The 20,012-nt window shown below is 59.1% G+C and carries 28 protein-coding genes; 22 read left to right on the top strand and 6 right to left on the bottom strand.

Going from position 1 to position 20,012, the window contains the following annotated elements; all coding sequences use genetic code 11:
* Window positions 1-33: 33 nt before the first annotated feature.
* The 21 genes from DYL59_RS24375 to DYL59_RS24280 are packed head-to-tail and all read left to right on the top strand — an operon-like array spanning window position 34 to window position 14,361.
* Window positions 34-495: a head completion/stabilization protein gene (locus DYL59_RS24375; RefSeq protein WP_135291469.1), complete on the top strand. Its 462-nt coding sequence runs from the start codon at window positions 34-36 to the stop codon at window positions 493-495.
* Complete coding sequence (locus DYL59_RS24370) at window positions 492-938, top strand: phage tail protein (RefSeq protein ID WP_135291468.1); 447 nt, start codon at window positions 492-494, stop codon at window positions 936-938. Before DYL59_RS24375 ends, DYL59_RS24370 begins: the two co-directional genes overlap by 4 nt.
* A complete protein-coding gene (locus DYL59_RS24365; RefSeq protein WP_135291467.1) occupies window positions 928-1,608 on the top strand; it encodes a virion morphogenesis protein in 681 nt (226 codons plus the stop codon). Before DYL59_RS24370 ends, DYL59_RS24365 begins: the two co-directional genes overlap by 11 nt.
* An 11-nt stretch (window positions 1,609-1,619) precedes the next feature.
* Complete coding sequence (locus DYL59_RS24360) at window positions 1,620-2,735, top strand: DUF2586 domain-containing protein (RefSeq protein ID WP_135291466.1); 1,116 nt, start codon at window positions 1,620-1,622, stop codon at window positions 2,733-2,735.
* A gap of 6 nt (window positions 2,736-2,741) precedes the next feature.
* On the top strand, window positions 2,742-3,191 hold the full coding sequence (locus DYL59_RS24355) for a phage protein (protein ID WP_116626004.1): 450 nt from the start codon (window positions 2,742-2,744) through the stop codon (window positions 3,189-3,191).
* A complete protein-coding gene (locus DYL59_RS24350) occupies window positions 3,191-3,403 on the top strand; it encodes a TraR/DksA C4-type zinc finger protein (protein WP_135291465.1) in 213 nt (70 codons plus the stop codon). Before DYL59_RS24355 ends, DYL59_RS24350 begins: the two co-directional genes overlap by 1 nt.
* Window positions 3,400-3,606 (top strand): hypothetical protein, encoded by a 207-nt coding sequence (locus DYL59_RS24345; RefSeq protein WP_116626006.1) that lies wholly within the window; start codon window positions 3,400-3,402, stop codon window positions 3,604-3,606. The genes DYL59_RS24350 and DYL59_RS24345 overlap by 4 nt, the downstream gene beginning before the upstream one ends.
* On the top strand, window positions 3,603-4,136 hold the full coding sequence (locus DYL59_RS24340) for a lysozyme (protein WP_135291464.1): 534 nt from the start codon (window positions 3,603-3,605) through the stop codon (window positions 4,134-4,136). The genes DYL59_RS24345 and DYL59_RS24340 overlap by 4 nt, the downstream gene beginning before the upstream one ends.
* A gap of 2 nt (window positions 4,137-4,138) precedes the next feature.
* The gene (locus DYL59_RS31540; RefSeq protein ID WP_135291463.1) at window positions 4,139-4,591 is read left to right on the top strand and encodes a lysis system i-spanin subunit Rz; all 453 of its coding nucleotides are present in this window, start codon (window positions 4,139-4,141) and stop codon (window positions 4,589-4,591) included.
* Between the two features lie 41 nt (window positions 4,592-4,632).
* Window positions 4,633-4,926, top strand: a complete 294-nt coding sequence (locus DYL59_RS24330; protein WP_135291462.1) for a putative phage tail assembly chaperone — start codon at window positions 4,633-4,635, stop codon at window positions 4,924-4,926.
* Between the two features lie 20 nt (window positions 4,927-4,946).
* Window positions 4,947-5,090, top strand: coding sequence for a DUF6890 family protein (locus tag DYL59_RS31430; protein ID WP_154401798.1), 144 nt, complete (start codon window positions 4,947-4,949; stop codon window positions 5,088-5,090).
* Window positions 5,091-5,097: 7 nt separating this feature from the next.
* The gene (locus tag DYL59_RS24325; RefSeq protein WP_135291461.1) at window positions 5,098-7,083 is read left to right on the top strand and encodes a phage tail tape measure protein; all 1,986 of its coding nucleotides are present in this window, start codon (window positions 5,098-5,100) and stop codon (window positions 7,081-7,083) included.
* Window positions 7,080-7,397, top strand: a complete 318-nt coding sequence (locus DYL59_RS24320) for a DUF2590 family protein (RefSeq protein WP_078834470.1) — start codon at window positions 7,080-7,082, stop codon at window positions 7,395-7,397. The genes DYL59_RS24325 and DYL59_RS24320 overlap by 4 nt, the downstream gene beginning before the upstream one ends.
* Window positions 7,394-8,569: a baseplate J/gp47 family protein gene (locus DYL59_RS24315; RefSeq protein ID WP_135291460.1), complete on the top strand. Its 1,176-nt coding sequence runs from the start codon at window positions 7,394-7,396 to the stop codon at window positions 8,567-8,569. The genes DYL59_RS24320 and DYL59_RS24315 overlap by 4 nt, the downstream gene beginning before the upstream one ends.
* Window positions 8,562-9,086 carry a phage tail protein gene (locus DYL59_RS24310; RefSeq protein WP_135291459.1) on the top strand — a complete coding sequence of 175 codons (525 nt, stop codon included), beginning with the start codon at window positions 8,562-8,564 and terminating at the stop codon, window positions 9,084-9,086. The genes DYL59_RS24315 and DYL59_RS24310 overlap by 8 nt, the downstream gene beginning before the upstream one ends.
* 8 nt (window positions 9,087-9,094) lie before the next feature.
* The gene (locus DYL59_RS24305) at window positions 9,095-10,684 is read left to right on the top strand and encodes a phage tail protein (RefSeq protein WP_135291458.1); all 1,590 of its coding nucleotides are present in this window, start codon (window positions 9,095-9,097) and stop codon (window positions 10,682-10,684) included.
* 3 nt (window positions 10,685-10,687) lie between these two features.
* Complete coding sequence (locus DYL59_RS24300; protein ID WP_135291457.1) at window positions 10,688-11,245, top strand: DUF4376 domain-containing protein; 558 nt, start codon at window positions 10,688-10,690, stop codon at window positions 11,243-11,245.
* Between the two features lie 20 nt (window positions 11,246-11,265).
* Complete coding sequence (locus DYL59_RS24295; RefSeq protein ID WP_135291510.1) at window positions 11,266-12,168, top strand: hypothetical protein; 903 nt, start codon at window positions 11,266-11,268, stop codon at window positions 12,166-12,168.
* Window positions 12,165-12,710, top strand: a complete 546-nt coding sequence (locus tag DYL59_RS24290; RefSeq protein WP_135291456.1) for a baseplate complex protein — start codon at window positions 12,165-12,167, stop codon at window positions 12,708-12,710. Before DYL59_RS24295 ends, DYL59_RS24290 begins: the two co-directional genes overlap by 4 nt.
* Window positions 12,707-13,411 (top strand): hypothetical protein, encoded by a 705-nt coding sequence (locus DYL59_RS24285; RefSeq protein ID WP_135291455.1) that lies wholly within the window; start codon window positions 12,707-12,709, stop codon window positions 13,409-13,411. The genes DYL59_RS24290 and DYL59_RS24285 overlap by 4 nt, the downstream gene beginning before the upstream one ends.
* A complete protein-coding gene (locus DYL59_RS24280) occupies window positions 13,384-14,361 on the top strand; it encodes a hypothetical protein (protein ID WP_135291454.1) in 978 nt (325 codons plus the stop codon). The genes DYL59_RS24285 and DYL59_RS24280 overlap by 28 nt, the downstream gene beginning before the upstream one ends.
* A 41-nt stretch (window positions 14,362-14,402) precedes the next feature.
* Here DYL59_RS24280 and DYL59_RS24275 read toward each other — a convergent pair whose 3' ends face one another.
* The 6 genes from DYL59_RS24275 to DYL59_RS24250 form a co-directional block, all read right to left on the bottom strand.
* Window positions 14,403-15,593 (bottom strand): acyltransferase family protein, encoded by a 1,191-nt coding sequence (locus tag DYL59_RS24275; RefSeq protein WP_135291453.1) that lies wholly within the window; start codon window positions 15,591-15,593, stop codon window positions 14,403-14,405.
* 1,170 nt (window positions 15,594-16,763) lie between these two features.
* The gene (locus tag DYL59_RS24270; protein WP_122512782.1) at window positions 16,764-16,979 is read right to left on the bottom strand and encodes a hypothetical protein; all 216 of its coding nucleotides are present in this window, start codon (window positions 16,977-16,979) and stop codon (window positions 16,764-16,766) included.
* Between the two features lie 754 nt (window positions 16,980-17,733).
* Window positions 17,734-18,069, bottom strand: a complete 336-nt coding sequence (locus tag DYL59_RS24265; RefSeq protein ID WP_135291452.1) for a hypothetical protein — start codon at window positions 18,067-18,069, stop codon at window positions 17,734-17,736.
* A gap of 89 nt (window positions 18,070-18,158) precedes the next feature.
* On the bottom strand, window positions 18,159-18,512 hold the full coding sequence (locus DYL59_RS24260; protein ID WP_135291451.1) for a gamma-glutamylcyclotransferase family protein: 354 nt from the start codon (window positions 18,510-18,512) through the stop codon (window positions 18,159-18,161).
* A 17-nt stretch (window positions 18,513-18,529) separates the two neighbouring features.
* The gene (locus DYL59_RS24255) at window positions 18,530-19,189 is read right to left on the bottom strand and encodes a M24 family metallopeptidase (protein WP_135291450.1); all 660 of its coding nucleotides are present in this window, start codon (window positions 19,187-19,189) and stop codon (window positions 18,530-18,532) included.
* Window positions 19,190-19,254: 65 nt separating this feature from the next.
* Window positions 19,255-19,620: a DUF2784 domain-containing protein gene (locus DYL59_RS24250; RefSeq protein ID WP_135291449.1), complete on the bottom strand. Its 366-nt coding sequence runs from the start codon at window positions 19,618-19,620 to the stop codon at window positions 19,255-19,257.
* A 109-nt stretch (window positions 19,621-19,729) separates the two neighbouring features.
* Here DYL59_RS24250 and DYL59_RS24245 point away from each other — a divergent pair.
* Window positions 19,730-20,012, top strand: a 283-nt coding sequence (locus tag DYL59_RS24245; RefSeq protein WP_337678425.1) for an HAD family hydrolase, incomplete at its 3' end; no start/stop codon positions are given.

Here is a 20,012-nt window from a genome sequence, read left to right as displayed (position 1 = left end):
AACAGGCTCCCCGCCCTATTTGAGCGCCCAGCAATGAGCTTTTCCGGTAGACCCACCAATCTGGTGGAACAGCAGATCGAGAACGACGGCTTTTGGCCGAACCTCTCCGTGTCTGAATTCCAGAGGGGGTATCGCCTGCCGGCGGAGTATGTGCTGGACATGCTGGGCGCTGACCTGACCACGGCGATGACCGAGGTCAATGCCGACCTGGCCGAGTTAAAAGCGCGCTGGCAAGGCCGTGGAGTGTCAAACGTTGAGTCTGCAGACACCACGGTCCTGCCGGAGCGCACCTTTCAAGCGGCGACGTACAAGCGTGCCGTGTACTGCCGAGCCAAGGCCAGTTTGTTGACCCAGTTCGCAACCATTATCCGCCGTGACAGCGCGGAGAACCTGGGCAAGGAGTTGCCCGATCGCCCGGAAACCTTCCTGGCTTTCAGCCAACAGGCTGTGCGCTCGCTGCAGGGCCGTGGCCGCATCACGGCGGCGCTGCTATGAACAAGCTGCGCGCCCTGACCGCCTACCTGATCGGCCTCAACCTGGTACTGCCTGAGCAGATCGACAGCTGGGCCGAGCAGGTCAACCTGGATCTGATCTGGAAGGACACCACCCAAGGCCTGCACATGGGCGATATGCGTTATCGCGCCGTGTTCGTGATCGAGCGTTTCGGCGGCAACCCGGCGTTGCTGATGGCGCTCCTGGGCGGCTGGTTGGAATCCAACGACCCCGACCGGGACGACGATCTGCCGTCGCCGACATTCGCCGTCGACCAGGTCACCCCGGACGAAGCGGACTTGGAACTGACCTTGGAGTTTGTCGAGCCGCAGCACTTGGCCGAAGACCCCAACGGCCTGGTCGACGCGTTCGGGAAAAAGTGGGGCCTGGTCGCCTTCGATCTGTGGACCGCTGAACATGGCGAGGTGCAAAACCGTGGCGCGTAGCACTTTCGAGCTGGACGTACGTGGCCACCTCGGTGTTCGCGAACAACTCGCCCTGTTGAGCCTGCCCCCGCAGCTGCGCCGGCGTTTGCTGAACAACGTCACCAAGCGCGTGCGCACCATGAGTCGTAAGCGCATTCGTGAGCAGCGCAACTTGAACGGTACGCCCTTCGAGACACGCAAGGGCGACGGCAAGGGAAAAAAGAAGATGGAAGCCGGCCTGGGCAAGTTGCTCCAGGTCACCAGTGTGAGCGCGGATGCCGCGACCCTGGGCTGGCGCAACGGCCTTACCGGCTGGGTTGCTGCACAGCAACACCACGGCGCAACCGAGCGCCGTACTGCAGCGCAGATGCGCCGGTGGAACAAGGTGCCCGAGGGCCTGGCCGCGACGGACAAACAGGCAAAACGCCTGCGGCGACTGGGTTTCAAAGTGCGCCAGAAGGGCAAGAAAAGCCTGGCCCGGCCAACCGTCGCCTGGATTCAAGAACACGTGAACTACGCCAAGGCAGGCCTGCTGATACGCATCCTGTCCGACGAAAAAGCCGAGGGCAACGGCGCGCAAAGCTGGGAAATCACCCTGCCAAAGCGCCAGTTCCTGGGCGTCAGCTCCGATCGGGATACCAGCTTGCTGGTTAACCAGGTGCTGGAACAAATCCTCAACTCCCCCAAATAACGAGGCCCTGCATGGCACTTGGCAAAGTCAGCGTCAACAATCTCAACCTCGGCCAGGGCGCCGTGACCGAGATCGAGCGCTATTTCCTGTTCATCGGCCCCGGCGCGAAGAGCGTCGGCAGCCTGATCGCCCTGAATACCGACAGCGACCTGGACGAAATGCTGGGTCAGCCGGTCAGTGATTTGAAAACCCAGGTCGCAACCGCCAAAGCCAATGGCGGCGATCGCTGGGCATGCCTGGCTGCGCCTGTCGCTGCAGATGGCACCTGGACCGAAGCCCTGGAAGCAGCGCAACAGCAGGGATATTCCGTTGAAGCGGTGGTGATTACCAAACCTGTGGCCTCTGGTGCCGAACTCTCCGCGATGCACGACGCGGCAATTGCGGTCAGCAACACGTACGGCCGTCGGATGTTCGTGATGGCCAGCACTGCCGGCATCGTCGCGGAGCAGTCCTGGTCCGACTACGTGAAAGAGCAGAAAGCGATCACCAAAGACCTGGCCGCGCCGCGTGTCCTGGTTGTGCCCCAGTTGCACGGCAATGACCTGGGCGTCTTGGCTGGGCGCCTGGCCAATGCCGGCGTCAGCATCGCTGACAGCCCAATGCGTGTGGCCACCGGTGCCGTTATGGCCCTGGGTAACGTACCCAAGGACAAAGACGGCGTGCCGTTGCCATCGGCAGTCCGCTCGGAACTCGACAAAGCCCGCTTTTCGGTTTCGCAAACCTACCCCGACTACCCGGGTGTGTTCTGGGCTGACGGCAACATGCTCGATGCCCCAGCGAGCGACTTCCAGGTTGTGGAGTACCTGCGATTGGCCGACAAGGCCGCGCGCCAGGTCCGTCCGCTGTTGATCCTGCGTGTTGCCGATCGGCGTTTGAACAACACGGCCAACAGCATGGCGGCCGCTGTCAGCGCCTTTATGAAGCCGTTGCGCGTGATGGCCAAGTCCACGACGTTCGCCGGCCAGGTGTTCCCGGGCGAGATCGAGTCCCCCAAAGACGGCGACATCCAGCTGGTCTGGCACACCAAAACCAAGGTCGAGGTGTACATCAAGATCAAGCCCCTCAATTGCCCGAAAGACCTCACGGCGAATATCGCCCTGGACCTTTCCAACGACGATTCGGAGTAATCCCGTATGTCCCGTATTGGCGGTAAAAACTTCGACATCAACCTGGGCGACCTGCAGGTCCACGTCGAAAGCTGCACCCTGGATATCACCGATAACACGGCCGTGGCACAAAGCCGGGGCGTGCCCAACGGCCATGTCGATGGCGACGTGGCAGCCAGCGGTGAATTTGAGTTCGATACCAGCAACTTCAACCTGCTGATTGAGGCCGCACGCACTGCCGGCAGCTTCCGCCAGTTGGAGCCCTTCGACTCGGTGTTCTTTGCCAAGGCCGGCGAGGAAGAGCTGCGCATTGAAGCCTTCGGCTGCAAATTGAAGGTGTCCAGCCTGTTGAGTGTCGACCCTAAAGGCGGCGAGAAGTCCAAACACAAGGTGCCGTTTGACGTCACCAGCCCGGACTTTATCCGCGTCAACGGCGTGCCGTACCTGGCGTCGGCTGAGATCGAGGGTCTGCGCTGATGGTTTGCCCGTTCGATCGCGCCCAGGCCCTGGAACAACGTCAGCGTGATGCTGCGATCGCGGCCGCTCGAGCTACCGCGCGGCCGAGCGGGCCAAGCCTCACCCACTGCAAAGATTGCGATAAGCAGATCCCGGAAAAACGCCAGGCGCTGGGTGGCATGACCCGTTGCGTGCCGTGCCAAACCATTTTTGAGAAAGAGGTTCTGCGATGAGCGCGGATCAGGTCGCCCAGGACACTGCCATTGCTCTGGCCAAGGTGTCGCCCGCAATCGGCGTGGCCGCTACAGGTGTAACGGGAACCGTCGATTGGTCGGCGGTGGCTTACATGCTGACCGCGCTCTACATGGTGCTGCAGATCCTTCTGCTGGTTCCCAAGTATCGCCAGATGCTGCACGACTGGAAGGGCAAGTCGTGAACCTGCGTATCAAGATCGCCACCGGTGTCCTGGTGCTGGCCAGTGCTCCTTTGCTCGCTTTTCTGGGCAAGTGGGAAGGGGAGGGCCAGAACGTCGTCTACGCCGACCAGTTGGCCCGTGGCCTGCCCACCGTGTGCAAGGGCATTACCCGCTACACCAGCCCGTACCCGCTGATCGTCGGCGACTACTGGTCGCCGGCGCGCTGCGCCGAGGTGGAGCAGCTGGTGGTCGAGAAAGGCCAACTGGCGCTGGCTGACTGCCTGACCAATCCCGCGATCGGGCAGAAGACCTTCGACGCGCTGAGCAGTCATGGCCACAACTTCGGCGTGTCCAGCACGTGCGCCAGTCGTGCAGTTGGCCTTATCAATGCCGGCAAGATCGCCGAGGGCTGTAAGGCGCTGGCCTGGGGCCCCGATGGCAAAAGCCCGGTGTGGTCGTCGGTCACCGATGCCCAGGGCCGCAAGCGTTTCGTGCCCGGGCTGCATGCGCGCCGGCGGGCGGAAGCCGCGATGTGTGCAGACGGCCTATGAACATGCGTGATGCGCCCTTCCTACTGCTGTTTTGCCTGTTGGTTTGGGCTGGCTATGACCGTATTGCTGGCCAGCGCGACCAGGCGCGGGGCGAGCGTGACAGTGCTTTGTTTGAAGTGACGGGTCTTCGTGAAGCCGCCCGAGTCAGCGGGGAAATGCTGGCAGAGCGTGACGCGATCGACCTTAAACGAACCCTGGAGCTTGACCATGAACGCGCTTCAAACCTTGAGCTGCAGCGCGCTGTTGACGGTCGCCGTCAGCGGCTGCGCGTCAACGCCACCTGCAGCGCCGCCGGCACCGAAAAAGCCAGCGCCGGCAGCGTGGCTGATGCAACCACCGCCGAACTCGCAGCAAACGCTCGACCGGATTATTTCACCCTCAGAGATCAGCTTGCCCGCAGCAAGCAAATGATCCTGGGCCTGCAGGACTACGTGCACCAGGTCTGCCTGCGCTGACCTGAACCCACTTCAAACCAACCACCACAACGGATACGAACATGAGCCAGACCCAAGCCCGCGACATCACCCTGGAAATCGGTACCAAGGAATTCACCTTCACTCTGACGCCACAGGACGTGACGAAATACTTCAACGCCATGACCGCCAACAACAAAGTCGCACCGTCTTTCAACCTGCTGAGCAGCACCGTGCTGCCGGCAGAGAAGGCCGGTCTGCGCGAACTGCTGGCTAACCCCGTGATGACCATGCAAGTCGCCGGCGCGCTCCTCGAGGAGTACTCGCCCGACGTCGAGATCATCGTAAAAAAGCCCTTGAGTACGCTGAGCGCCTGACCGAGGACGGCCTGGGCCAGTTGCTGGCCCTGACCAACCGTTGGCTACCTGGTGCCGAGCCCAGCATTGAGAACATGGGCACGGCCAAGTGGCTGGAAGACGAACACTGGAAACGCATGGAATTTGCCGTAGCAAACGGCATTGCCCATGCGTTGAACGGATAGGAACCACATGGCCGATCGTAGCGCCCGCCTGGACTTCATCCTCGCCCTGACCGACAAGGTGACCGCACCTTTGGGCAAGGTGAAGATGGGCTTTTCCGAGCTGACCGAGCAAAGCGAAAAGAACATCAAGACCATGGGCATGGGCCTGGCCGGTGTGACGGGCGCTTTTGTCGGCATCAACCAATCGCTGCAGCCTGCGCTGGAAATGAACCGCGCCCTGGGCGAGGTCAAATCCCTGGGCGTGGCCGAAGACGCGCTGACCGCGCTGAATCAGAAAGCCCTGGAGTTCTCGGTGAATTATGGCGAGAACGCCCGGGATTTTGTGGCGTCGGCCTACAGCATCGAGGGTGCTATCAAGGGCCTGACCGGCAGCCAGTTGGCCACTTTCACCAACACCAGCAACCTGTTGGCCAAGGCCACCAAGTCCGACGCCGACACCATGGGCGCCTACGTGGGCACCATGTACAACCTGTTCAAAGGCCAGGCAGACGCAATGGGCAAGGGCGAATGGGTTGAAAAACTCGGCGGGCAGACCGCCCTGGCCGTGCAGCTGTTCCGCACCGACGGCGCCCAGCTCAAGGACGCCTTTAAGGAAGTCGGCTCGATCGCGACCGCTGCCGGTGTCGATATCGCCGAACAGTTCGCGGTGATCGGTTCGCTGAGTAGCACCATGGAAGGGGGCGACGCCGGCGGGCGCTATAAGGCGTTCTTCGAAAATCTGGGGGCCGCGTCCGAAAAAATGGGGATGAAGTTCACCGACTCCAACGGCAAGGCGCTGCCCATGCTGCAGATCATGGACAAGCTGCAGGGCAAGCTGGGCGACCTGACCAGCGCGTCGGCCAGCGCCAAGCTGATGGACGCATTTGGCGGGGAGGGAGCCCAAGTGATCAGCTCCCTGGCCAAGGACACCGACCGCTTGCGCAACAGCATGGACAAGCTGGGCAAAGTGCGTGGTCTTGAGGACGCGCAGAACATGGCCATGGCCATGGTCGACCCGTGGCAGCAGTTCGGGGCAGCGGTCGAAGCGCTGCGCATCGCCTTTGGCCAGGCGTTGATTCCGATCCTGACGCCGCTGATGGCCAAACTATCAGGAATCGCCGGCACCATGACCCGCTGGACGCAGATGTTCCCCAACATCACCCGGGTGATCGGCATTGTCACGCTGACGATTCTGGCCCTGATTGCCGTCATGTCCCTGCTGACCTTCGCCGTCGGCGCCGGCCGTATGGCGTGGTTGGCCATGGTGACGGTCTGGAAAGTGGTGCAGATGATCAGCCTGCGAACCACAGCGGTATTCATCCTGCAGAAGGCTTTCATGCTGGGTTACATCACCGTGGTGTACGGCCTGACTGCGGTGCTGGGTCTGGTTCGCGGCGTGATGCTCATGTGGCAGGGCGCGATTTGGCTGGTCAACGCCGCGCTGCTGGCCAACCCGGTGGTGTGGATCGTGATCGGCGTTATGGCCCTGGTCGCGGCGGTGATTGCGGCCGTTGTGTACTGGAATGAGTGGACGGACGCGCTGATGAACAGCGAGGCGTTCAAGTGGGTCAGTGATCAACTCACCGCGCTGTCGGAGTGGTTCGCTTCGATGGGCGGTTGGTCCGGGATGGCCAAGGCCGCATGGGACGGGATCGTCGCGATCTTTCACACGGCCATCAACGGCCTGATCGAAATGCTGAACAAGATCCCCGGCGTGGACATTGAAACCCGCTTTGGCGCTATGCCCGAGGTTCCCGGTACCGACATCGGTGTCAACAACGTGGACGCCACTGCAGCTGCGCAAAAGGCCCAGCAGACCATCAACGCGGCCATTCCGAGCCTGTCGCCGGCGCGCCCTAACGCCGTGCCCCAGGGCGGGCTGCTAACCAGCATCCAAAACAACAACAGCAGCCAGAACAAAGGCATGCACGTGGAGAAAGTCGAGATCCACAACAGCAAGCCTATGACGTCCCTGGAGATGGAAAACATGGTCGCCATGTCGGTGGGCGGATGAGCGAATACATCGATCTGCTGATTGCCGGCAATGACCTGGTGCTGGACCCATCGCGTCAGCCGCTGCTGATTGATGACCGGGCCAGCATTGCCCAGGACATCGCTCACATGATCCGCGACAGCGGCCTGCTGGTCACCCTGGTGGCCGAGCGCGATCGGCTTAAGCAGCGCGACTGTATCCAGCAACTGGAACTGTTGGTGGAGGCTGATGAGCGCCTGGTGCCGGGCACCGCGCAGATCACCCAGCTGCAGCCTGGCCAGTACCTGGTCACGGCGACAACCCTGAAATTCGGCAACATCGAGGTGGATTTGTGAGCGACGTAGATTTCAAGCAGGCGCTGGCCGACGCCGGCATTCCCACCACCGAGGCCGGGCTGCAGCAGGCGTGGGAACAAGAAGTGGCCGCCCAGGGCAGCAAGCTGAGCAACACCAGTGCCTACTCTCCGTTCTGGCGGGTGGTGCGCGCCCTGGTGACCAAGCCGGTGCTGTGGATACTGGATTTTTTCGTGGCCACGGTGCTGCCGAACTTTTTCGTCAAGACCGCTGCGGACGCCTGGCTCGACATGCTGGCCTGGGCGGTCAACGTCGAGCGCAAGGGCGCGACCAAGGCCAAGGGCTTTTTGCTGTTCACCCGCGAAGCCGCCGGCGGTGCGCTGGAAGTCCCGGCCGGCACCCTGGTGCAGTCGGCATCGATCAATGGCCATATCTACCAAGTGGTGACCACGGCTGTGGGCATTTTCGGCGATGGGCTGATGCAACTGCAGATCCCGGTCGAAGCGGTCGACACCGGCGCCGGTTTCAACCTGGCCCCGGGGTATTACGCGATCTTGCCCGTGCCGGTGCCGGGCATCGCCCAGGTGGTCAACAGCGACGGCTGGTTGACCACACCTGGTGCAGATCCTGAACCCAATGACGAACTGCGCCTGCGCACCCGTAATCAGTTTTCGGCGGTCAACCAATGGCACACCGACGCGGTGTATCGCGCCATGATTTCGGCCTTCCCGGGCGTGCGCCCCGACGGCGTGTATTTCGAGCATGGCGCGCCACGTGGCCCGGGCAGTGCCAATGCCTTTGTGCTGTTTGAAGCGGACGTGCCGGCGGCGACGTACCTGGAGCAAATCAACGCGCATATCCGCGACCAGGGCAACCATGGCCACGGTGATGACCTGTTGGTGATGGTCATGCCCGAGACCCAGCACGTGCTGCAGCTGGAGATCTGGCCGCGCTCCACGCTGACCACCGAGCAGCGTGAAACCCTCAAGGACAACGCCGCGCTATTTGTGCGTGCGGCGTTTCGCGACAGCACGGCCAGCGACTACCAGCCGACGCTGACCTATCCGCAGTCGCGGTTTTCATTCAGCCGCCTGGGCGAAGAACTCCACCAGCAGTTCGCCGGTATCGAGTCGTTGCGCTTCGCCACGGCCGACATCGTCGCCGAGCTGAACATTCCGCGTATCCAGAGCCTGGAGGTGCTTCTGCATGATTAAGCTTGAACTGCCGTTCTGGCTCGATGGCACCGAGCTGGCCAAGCTCAAGGCAGCGGCCCAGGCCTGGTGGGAAAAGGTCGAGGGCTGGCTGCGCTGGCCCTTGCTGCAGATGGACGCGGACACCTGCCACCTCACCGTGCTGGACCTGCTGGCCTGGCAGCGCGATATCACCCGCTTCAAGGGCGAACCCGAGGGTTTGTATCGCCTGCGGGTCAAGCACGCGTTTATCAACGCCGTGGACGCCGGCAGCACGGCCGGCATGAAACGCGTCCTGGAGCGCCTGGGCGTCGGCTACGTCGAGATCGAGGAGCGTCAGCCCGATCGGGATTGGGACGTGGTGCTGCTGCGCTTTTCCGATTCGCAGCTGTCGCAAAACCCCGAGCTGCTGCGCGTTCTGATCCAGCAATACGGCCGCACCTGCCGCCGCTATGACTTCTCCACCATCACCCCGGTGCAGTTATCCGTCGGCATCGTCCACTTCCACGACGACCAGCAAACGCTGGTTGCCAGCCTGTAGGAGCCCCCATGGGAGCCAGTATTACCCTTGCAGGTGAAAGCCTGATCGCGCAGAAACAAGCCGCCAACACTGGGCTGAAGGTCGCCAAATTCATTTTTGCCAACGTCCCCGGCCTTGACCCGAACGGGCCGGTTGACCGTGCCGCCGCCAAGCCAGCAGCAGCGCAGATCGTGTACAGCTATGTGATCCCAGACGCCAACGCGGGTTATGTGAACCCTAATCAAGTCGTCTACAGCGCGCAGATCGGCTCGGACGTAGGCGATTGGGATTTCAACTGGATCGGCCTGGAGAGTGCCGAGGGCACGTTGTTTGCCGTTGCCTATGTGCCCGTGCAGCAAAAGCGCCGCAATATTCCGCCCCAGCAGATCGGCAACAATCTGACACGCAACTTCCTGGTGGTGTTCGACGGCGCCCAGGCGGTGACTGGCATTACGATCGATGCCAGCACCTGGCAGCACGACTTTACCGTGCGCCTGGCCGGCGTTGATGAGCGCGAGCGCCAGAGCAACCGCGATGTATTTGGCAGGGCCTGCTTTTTCGGTAGCTCCCTGCAGGTGGAAAAGGTCGGCAGCGCCTATCAGCTCAAGCCCGGAACGGCGTACATCGAGGGTGTTCGTGTTGTGCGAACCACCGTACTAGCTATCGCACCGCCGGCACTGCCAGCCACGGCATGGCTGGACGTCTGCCTGCAGCGAGAAATGAACGACGTGGTGGCCACCTGGCAGGTCGTGTTTGGCGCTGACAAAGCTGACTACACCGATAGCCTTGGCACCAAGCACTATTGTGTGGCTCTCGCTGACCTGGTGAGCACCAATACGCTGACTGATCGCCGATCGGTTGAGGCCATCAGCGGCCCGTTGGTGGCTCATTTTGCTGCGCGTGTTGGCGACTACGAGCTATTGCGTGCGAGAGCCACGACTAAGGACGACGTGGACCTGGACCAGATCCCTAATGCGATCAGCGATGACCAGGACACCAACAGCAGCGCCATTCTAGCGACCACAAAGGCGGTCAAGTCTGCCACTGCGCTGATCTGGACCGGCATCGCCAATATCATTTCCGGCGCCACAATGGTGGGCAAGGCTGCCAAGTGGGCTACGGCTCGCAAGATCACCGTCACCGGCGCCGTAACCGGGAATGTCAGCATTGATGGCAGTGGGGACGTGTCCCTTGCCGTCACGCAAACCGCTGCGTCGGAAGGCGTGGTGGGTGGTGCCAAGGTGGCGACTCAAGCGCTGACGGATGGTGGTGTGGATGACACCGTGTTTGTGAGCCCAAAAAAACTGCGCTGGGGGTTCAGTGCGAGCCTGACCACCAACGGCTATGTGGTCTTTCCTACCTGGTTGGCCGGCTTCATTATCCAGTGGGGTGAAGGTGTGGTGAACGTGTCAACGGACTCGGTGCAGACAGTTGCCTTTGCTTTGACCTTCCCGAATGCCTGTTTTCAAGTGTTCCCATGCACCGTAGCTACCGGGTCGACGGATGATGCACATTACATTCTTACCGGCAAGACACTGTCCGGCGCCACCTTCAAACAAGAGTCGGACAACCTCTCTGCTCACAATATCAAACCCGCTTTTTTTGCAGTGGGGCGCTGACTGATGAAAAACTATTACGCACCATCCACTTGTGGCTTTTATCGCGACTTGATCAATCTGGAGATACCAGCGGATGCGATCCTGATCACTCAGGAAACCTATCGGTTGCTCGCGCTTACGCCGTTACCAACTGGCTTCGCGGTTGGGCTTGATTTGGCTGGCTACCCAGCGTTGGTAACCGTAACGCCCAACCTTGATGACGTATATGCGCTAAAAACGGAACAGATCAACCGGAGCTGTGAGCGTGCGATTGTTGACGGGTTTTGGTCAGGCGCCCTGGGCGAGCGCTATCTGTACAACAGTCAGCTTGAAGATCAGATGAACCTGGTCGGAGTAGTTTTGGCCGGCCTGGACAGTTCCTATGCCTGCCGCGATGAACAGGGGGTCAATGAGTTTCGTCCGCACACCATCGCGCAATTGCGCCAGGTCAGTGATGATTTCACTTTGTTCAAGTTCCAGTTGCTGCAGCGTGCCAGCGTGCTCAAGCAGCGACTTGACCAGGGGCTGGCTGCCAATGATCTGAACGCCCTGGATGCGATCACCTGGGAGACACCGCTTTGAGCGCCTGGGCACCGGTGACCATGCGCTGGCCTGAGCAGTCCACACAATGGATGGGCGACCTGGCAGCGTCCCAAGAACTGGCGGGCAGTGAGTTGGCCAGCACCAGCCAACGCCTGGCCGGACTGGATGGCATGACCAGCACCAACCCGGGGCCGGTGGGTGATGCGGCGAAGGGCGCGATCGAGGCCGGCCGCGCCGCACTGGCGGGGCAGATGGGCGAGGCGCCGGCGTGCCTGGCCGTCACCCCATTTCAAAGCGGGGTAGGGCAGGGCCGTGGTCACCAACGATTTCTGTCGGCGCCGAACTTGCTGCAGCAGCTGGCCGCCAAACTGGACGACGCCAGTGACAGCGGCCGACCGGCTGGCCCTCAATATGCGCTGTCGCTGATGTTCCTGGGCACGCGCCTGGATCAGTTCGCCGAGACCCTGGCGCGCTTCAATGCCCTGCTGCCGATCCCTGACCTGGTGCGCGCTGAACGTCGGGCGCGCAATCTGTCGCGGCTGGAGGCCGAAAAGTGGGAGATCCCCAGCGCTGGGCCTTTGCCGCGCTGGTCTGCGCTGCCCCTGGATCGCTGCACGGTGGTCAAAGCGGCCAAACAATCCATGGCAGGCCAGATCGCCGTCTTGGAGAGCTACGCGGCCGACAGCTCGCCCATGGGCGATCTGGCCGCACTGGCCGGGCGCAAAGCGGCCCAGCAGTTGGACCGCGACAAACAGTTGAATGATTTGAAAGCCCTGCTGGCCGATGGCAATGCTGACCACAGCATGCGCGCGCGGATCCTGGGCCCAGGTGACAACAACGAGCTGCGCCGCGCCTTGCTGGAGGGCGACGCACCTGGTCATGAATGGGTGCTGTGCGCTGGCGTGCTGCTGGTGGGCTCGCTGGATGGTTTGAGCTTTGTTCGGGAGTTGGTCGGCCTATGACGCTATTACTCGACGGCCAGCAAATCATGGGCAAACGCCTGAAAATCACCGCCAACCTGCGTATCGAAAGTGATGATCTGTCCGGGCAGACCAGCAACAGTCAGACCGCCCACAAGGGCTTCAAGCCCAAAACCCTGGCGGTGTCGCTGACCATCCCCTTTGTTGACCAGGTGCAACTGCGCAGCCTGATGCGCTTGGCCGAGGCTACGGCCAGCGGTGGCCAACTGCACATGTACCGGATCGTCAACGACACCGCCACCGCGTTCGGCATCCGTGAGGTGCAGTTCTCCGACGGCGTGAGCGCCCGGGAAGACGACACCCTTAACCAATGGCTGGTGCAGTTCACCCTGTCTGAAAAGCTGTCCAACCCCGAGCGGGTGGAAAGCCGCCGCGCCGGCAACAGCGTGACGGCGCAGTCCGGCCCGGGCTCGGCCGTTGGCGGTGCCGCTGGAGGGGGCGAAGGTACCGGCACCCCCGAGGAATTGAGCGGCTTCGAACGAACCTTGAAAAAGGTCGACACCTGGCTGGGTCCGACAGCATGAAACTGCACCAGGTACTGACGATCAGCGGCACGCCTTACACGCTGATCAAGGGCGAAGTACGGCTGGACCTCAAAAGCCCCGGCCGGGGGACCTTCACCATCCAGGCAGACGCCCCAGTCAAAGGTCTGGTGACCCTCGATGTCGGTTACAACGACGGTCCCCTGCAGCGCCACTTCATTGGCTTTGTTGAGCGCTCCACGGCGATCAACAGCGTGCAGCAGATCCTTGTCTGTCGCGAACTGGCGGCGATCCTTTCCCAATCCATGCCGCTAAATCTGCGCCACGTCGACCTACAGGGCGTACTGGCCGAGGTCAGCGACAAGACCGGTCTACGTTTTCGCGTCCCGGACAAGGCCTATGCCAAGGTCAAGGCGCCGTATTTCTACAGCCTGGCTGCCGGCTATCTGGCCATGGACAGCCTTGCCAGCGTGTTCAGCATTCCCGACTTCATCTGGCAACAGCAGGGCGACGGGGAAATATTTGTGGGCAGTTGGGCCGACAGCTTCTTTGGCATCCGCTCGCCGCTGCAGCTGCCGGTCGAATTGTTTGACGGCTACCAGGGTAACCAGAGTGCAATGATCGCGGCCCTTCCAGGACTGCGCCCAGGTGCAACCATCAACCAGGGCGAGAGGATCACCAGTGTGACCCTCGCCGGCAACCAAATGGCGATCAAATGGACGACGCAATCCGTCGCAGCGTAGAGCGACAATTCCCCGAACTCACCGGCGGCTACCACCTGCCACGCTTTGGCCGCGTGGTGGCCGTGCCTGATGCACCGGCCGCACCTGGTCTGTGCGACGACTTCCGGCCGCGCTTTGGTGTCGACGTGGAAGTACTCCTGCCCGATGGCGAGCCAGATCCCGCGCTGCCGATCCTGACCGGCCTGCCGCTGCCGGCACCGATGGGTGGGCAAGAGGCGGGCATGTTTGGCTTCCCGGAAGAGGGCACCACCGTAGTGGTCAGCTTTGCCTACGGCCTGCCGCATAAGCCGTTTATCACGCAGATCCTGCCCCACGGCCTGAGCCTGCCCCGGGTGCCGAAGGGCGACCAGGTGTGGCAGCACAGCGAAGCCTGCCAGCAGCGCGTCGACGCCGATGGTAACTGGTTGCGCCAAACGGACGGCAAGATCCAGGACAAGGCGATCGAGCGCGAAGTGGAGGCGATGCAGAACACTGAGAGTTTCCAGAGCCACACCAGGACGGTGGACGACCATTCAAGCGAATCGGTGGGTGGGATCAAGAAGATCGAGGCGCTGGGCGCGCTCAAGCTGCTGTCGGGAGGATCTGCGAGCCTGGCGGCGGTGGATGATTTGCATCAGGCGACCGGGCGGGATTTGAACCTGGTGGTGGGGCAGAAGCATAACGCCACGGTGGGTGGCGATATGGAGGAAAGGATTCAGGGGCTGCGTAGAAGTGTATCGGCAGTCAGCCAGCATATGGTCGCGCCCAAGACGTGGTTGGGATCCGGCGGGGTGAACGTCCTGCAGGTGCTAGGTGACTTGCTCGACCTGGTGCAGCAAATGAATACCCAACTTGCTGCGCATACCCATGTACCAGGGCCGACACCAAGCCCTGCGGACGCCGCTCAATTCAGCACCAAAGCAGCCCTAGCAAAGGTGCTTGCCGATAAGCTCAAACCGATTACAGCCTGACGGTGGGTTGGATTTCCCCCAAGCCAGGCTGTTCTAAATAACTACGCCGCAGATGGTGCGAGCTTTGGGCTCAAAACATTTCTGAGGCGTTTTTGCATTGGTAATTCAAAGAGGTAGTAGCTAGCAAAACATAGCGGTATGAGTATTGATATAAATACAATGAAAGATGATTTGGTGTAAAAATACTCGCGGTCAATTCCAAGCATGCCGGCAACAATTATGAAAAACAATTGAAGTGGGAAGTGAATAAGATATGACGAGTAGCTTAGATGCCCAATGAACGAGAATCTACGGCCTAGGCTGCCTCTGCGTGTTTCAATGAGCGCGAGCGATATGATCGTCATAGGAAACAGAAGAATGGTAATTGCATAGAGCCATCCTTTGTTGGCGATCAAGACAATAATATCTTGAAGCTTCTGCGGGGCTATATTACCTAGCAGCTCCATAGAAACCTTTGAGGGTAATCCTGTTTGAAACTCTAGAACCACCCACAGCCAAGAAGCCGTGACAACGAGCCACAAAGCAGGGGCTAGCCGATTCTCAGAGGGTGACTGCCGAAGCCAATTGTACGCATGGAAGGCGATCCCTCCGGCAAAAAAAGACACTACCCCGCGCCCGATCTCGCTGTTTACCTTGGCGAGTCCCATACCTAAAATCACCAAGATAATGAGAACCGGGACACGTGCCTTTCCCCATATGCAAAGCATGAAAAATGCTACGTACAAAAGGACTTCAACCGATACAGACCAAATTGGCCCGTTGAAAGAAACTCCATTTTGTAAGCCCCAGTTTGAAGCCATGAATATATTCAAAACAAAATGGTATATGTCATTGTTTACGTATGTGAAGAATGCGCCTTGGGACGAGTGATAAATGTATTGCCCAATGATGACAAGGGTTAGAGTTAAAAAGTGTAAGGGGTATAGTCTCGAAAATCGCATTACAAAGAATTTGTAGCTGCTGATTTCTTTGGCTGCTACAGAGTTTGCATATAGCCAAAAGAAAACAAAGCCCGACAAGGAAAAGAAGAAGTCTACTGCGAGCCATCCCCAGTGATAAAAGATTGACAGCTGCTGATAGAACGGCTGGTCGACCATACTATAGCTGGCGGTTTCTTGGCCCGCGTAAAGGAAGTGCTGCCAGTGCCAGAGTAGTACAGTCAGCGCTGCAATGCCTCTAATTACATCTAACGAATAAAAGCGGGACGGGATTGGCTTATTAAGCAAGTGCATTCAAACAGAACTCATTTCGGATTCAAACACTAATAGGGGCGGTGATTCATGCGTGCTCCTGCATGAAAGTCGACACACAATAGTACTTTTCCGTACAAATCCTAAGCACTTCTTGCTGATGCAGCCTATTTACCCCCTGCCTAGAGGGGAGAATGGAGAATTTGCCGCATTGGGGTTGCACCCATTCAACAGGAGGCCGGGGCCCAAGGGTGCTGTGGATGCCTACTCTGATCGCTGAATCCGGCGTCGACGGCTTCCATCCCGCCAGCCGAGCAACCACCACCACCATCTATTGAAACGACCAACGGTGTAGAACTTGTCGCCGGTTGCAAGAGCAACAAATAGGCAGTGCCTAGAAAAATCGCCCTTGGCACACTGGAGTCGAAAAGCCTGGCTAGTGCTAATAGGTATGGAAGCTTCGTCTCTTGGGTCAATACGAACTCTTAAGCTATGTTCCCCCAGCAGTGTGCTGCGGTGGCCGTCCGGTCCAACGAAGCCGATGTCCGTTATCGTAACCGCGTGAGGGCTGTTATTGGTGACATATAAAACGATGCCCCGTTGGTCCCCTCCCTCGTAAAGGCTGAGCGAGTTTCGATTTAGGCGGTACGCTAACCCGGATAGCAATAGTGCCAGCCCAGCCACCACGAGCGCTCCCAGCGCAATAAGGTCGCTGACTTTGAGGTTGTAGCCCCACATTGTGACGGTTTCCATCTGCAGCCTCCGATCTATTATCCTGCCTGCATGCTAACGGCGATAAAAACTCAGTGGTAAGAAAAAATCTCGTGAAAAAAGCACTTATCCCCCTCCCGCCGACGGGGTTTGCGTCCTTTTTTTGTGCAAACCCAGATGTGGTGCAAACGAACCGGCAGCCCAGGCGGGACGGGGGGCTCTAGGGGCGGGTGGCAGTTTCATAGATTGCAAAGTTTTGAAGAGAAGTGCAGTGCGACTGCATAGAGGTGCAGCTGACTATCACGGACGGGGCAAGGCTGGAGGCCCCGGGTTCATTGATCCGTACACAGAAAAATATAGGAATGTGAGTGTTTTCCAAAACGAGATAGATCTTTTTTCTCGCCGTCCGTGGCTGCCTTCGATGAGGTCGAAAGCTGCCATAAGCCATGGATCGTGTGGGTTTCGCCGAGATTGGGGCATTTCACAATTTGTCTCGATTCCTTAACTGGCGCCTGATCTTCTCAATCGAGCCAACCCTTGCTTGATATGCCCCGCGTTCTCACCGAGCGCCTCTAAGGCACCACGCACGTTTTCACCTACTTCTACTGAGCCTTGCTGTTCCAGGCGGAGCGTGAGTTCCATCACAGCGGCTTCAAGTGCCAACTGATTTTCATACATCCTTTCAAGCACATCTGAGAGCGAATATTCATGCGCCATACGACGACTCCTGTTCGTTACACCTCATGCTAGTCGCCAGTTCTAGGACGTGCCCATTTGATGGCTATTTTGGAACCAGGGCTGGGAAAAAGGTAATTTTGGTTAGGAATGGCACTAGCCCTGCTGTAGGCCCCGTATTCCGTGGGTTTGACGTATTACCTTGAGGGGTAATATTTGGTAATGGCAAAGGTAATATTTGTCCAAGTGCCCGATTTTGCTGGGGATTGAGGCTGGCAGGAATTACTCGGTGTAAAGGTAATGACCTAACCTATAAATTACCAAATTATTACCTTTCTAATTATCCTTCAACCTACTGAATTTAAAGGGTTTTATTCTATTTTTCTAAACGTATTACCAATATTACCTTTTTCCCATGCCTCAACATAAATCGCAACGGATGATGTCATTCGACCCCTTTCCACCCTCGCGCACTAAGTTGGTGCAAAACCCATGGGACTACCATGGGACTGAGAATGTCTGTTTTTCTGAGACGGAGCATCGCTACAGCCCGCGTAAACCGGGTACTTGCATAATGAAAGTGACTTTGCGGGTAGTTTCGAATCTCTCCTTCACCGCCACATTCGATGTAGACAAGACCCCTGGTTTCGAAAGAAACCAGGGGTTTTTTCATTTCTGCGATGTAAAAAAACGCCGTGATTGTTTTTTTGCCCAGCAGATGCCTGGCATGCGAGCACCGGCTGCCCAAACAAAAACACCGGGCAATACCCGGTGTTTTTGTTTGGCGCGCTGCGCTTTACTGCGCGGTTTTCAGCTTGATCACATCACCAGAGATCTTGGTGGTGTAGCCGCTGAGCACCCAGGCCCAAAACCATTTTTCCTGGATCTGAGTGTTGATCAGTGCATCGCCGCCTTTGGCCTTGATGGCTTCATCCTGGGCGCGTACGAAACGGCTGTTCTGGCCAATCGGGATGATGCCGAACAGCATGATGCCGGTGGCGCTGGCTTCGCTGTGGCCCAGCACGGTGTATTGAGTGCTGTCGTATTGCGGGGATTTGATGGCGGTGCCGGTGCAACCTGCGAGGGTGAAACCGAGAACGGCGGCTGCAACCACTTTACTGACGTACTTCACTGTAAAACTCCATGGGCTAAAGCCCGAGATTCAATTCTCGGGGGCAGCACTTTAATCGCTCCTGTAACAGATTGAAAACAATCTGCCCCTCACGCCTGCACATATACCCAAGCGGTCAAGCCTGACGCCAAACCCACCGCTACGCGCTTGTAGTCCGACACTTCATACGCATCCGCCGCCGCCAACTCGGCCTCGGTAATCTGGAACACCATCCCCTCGACCCTGGCGCCTGGCGCGGTTGTCGGCGCGACGATGGGGTGGTGGGGCTTGCCGCTGCTCGCCAGCACTTGTGGGTCGGTGATTTCTACCCAGCTTTGCGAATAACCGAGCATGGCGTCGTGCTGGCCGACCAGTTCTCTGCCGAAGTTGGCCAGTTGTACGGATTTATCCTGCAGTGTGCCGTAGGAAAAAAGCAGTACGGGGGATTTGTTGGGGCGTGTCATTTGTGGTCCTTAAAGGGTCAAGCCAGTAGGTCTTCGTAGAATGCGCCGTAGGGCTTGGTCGGGTGGGCGATCTGGATTTCCAGAATCCAAAGGCCTGCGTTCGGGTAATGCTCGAAGTCGCCCAGGTCGCCACCGCGATGAATGGCGTGGGGAAAGTCGCTGACGCGGTGGCCCTTGATGTCCAGGTTCAGTTGCCAGCCCATGGCCCGTGCTTGTTCTTCGGCGAAGCGATAAAGCTCCAGGCCGACGACGTGGTCGTTTTTCCAGCGTGCTTGTACGCGGTCGAACAGCTCTTTGGCAGCGTTGGCACAGGCGATCATCTCCGGGTCGTTGCCGATGCTGAAAGTGGCGCCGGCGTCGCCTTCGTGGCCTTGCCAGACGGCGCCCATGTCGATGAAGAAAATGTCGTTGTTGCCCAGCACCGGGTCGCCGTCGGAGCGCTGTTTGAATGTCTTGAGGGTGTTGGCACCGAAGCGCACCAGCAACGGGTGCCAGATGCGTTGCATGTCGAGGTCGGCGAGGACTTGTTTACCCAATTCACGGGCTTCGGATTCGAGCATGCCGGGGCGGATGCGTTGGGCGAGTTGTTCGATGGCTTGCCAGGTCATGGCCTGGGCATAGCGCATGGAATCAATACGGTAGGCGGCGCCTACGGCTTCTTTGGGTTGTGCACTCATCAACGTGTTCTCGGCTTTAGCGTTATACGTTTAACTATATAGCGCTGAGATGACGCAGCAAAAGCTCAAATTGAGCGTCTACGCCGTATTAGCCGCACATACACCGCTACGTTGACCAGCACCACAACAGCCCCCAGCACCAGCTGGATATTGGGCGTCAGCCCAGCCGGATAGATCAGCGTGAGAATGTAGTGCTCGATAAACCCGCCGCCATAGCCATCCTGCCCCGCCAGATGCCGAAACAGGTTTTCCCAGCGGGTGAGCGGGCAGGGCAGGTGCAGCAGCTCCACTGCGATGCCCCAGGCCACTGCGGGCAGGTGCAGCCACATCACCCGGTGCCATTTGAGGACGAGCAACCCGCCAAACACTACGAACAGGATAAAACTCAGGTGAAACAGCACCAGGCTGTCGGCGGCTAGACGGTAGAGCATCGCGGGCACTTCGAAAGGGTGGGCGAACAGTCTAAAGGGTTGCCTGCCGGCAAGCGTGGCCGTTATTGTGCTGAATCCTTTTAGTCCTTCCCCCCAAGGATCTGTTTTGATGAACGCACCGCGTACCGCCGGCCCGATCAAGGCCGTGATTTTCGATATGGACGGTTTGTTGCTGGATACGGAAGGCATCTACACCGAAGTCACACAGATCATCGCAGAACGTTACGGCCGTACATACGACTGGGGAATCAAGCAACACATCATCGGTCGCGGTGCCCAGGACTTGGCCGACTACGTGGTCAAGGCGCTGGATTTGCCGATCACGGCGGCTGAATTCCTGAAAATTCGCGAACCCTTGATGAGCGAGCGCTTCCCTAAGGCCCTGGGCATGC

Origin of the sequence: Pseudomonas kairouanensis, assembly GCF_004682055.1 — a bacterium.
Classification (GTDB): Bacteria; Pseudomonadota; Gammaproteobacteria; order Pseudomonadales; family Pseudomonadaceae; genus Aquipseudomonas; species Aquipseudomonas kairouanensis.
Note: the sequence above shows the minus strand (reverse complement) of the source record. Positions and strands in the feature narration are given on the sequence as shown.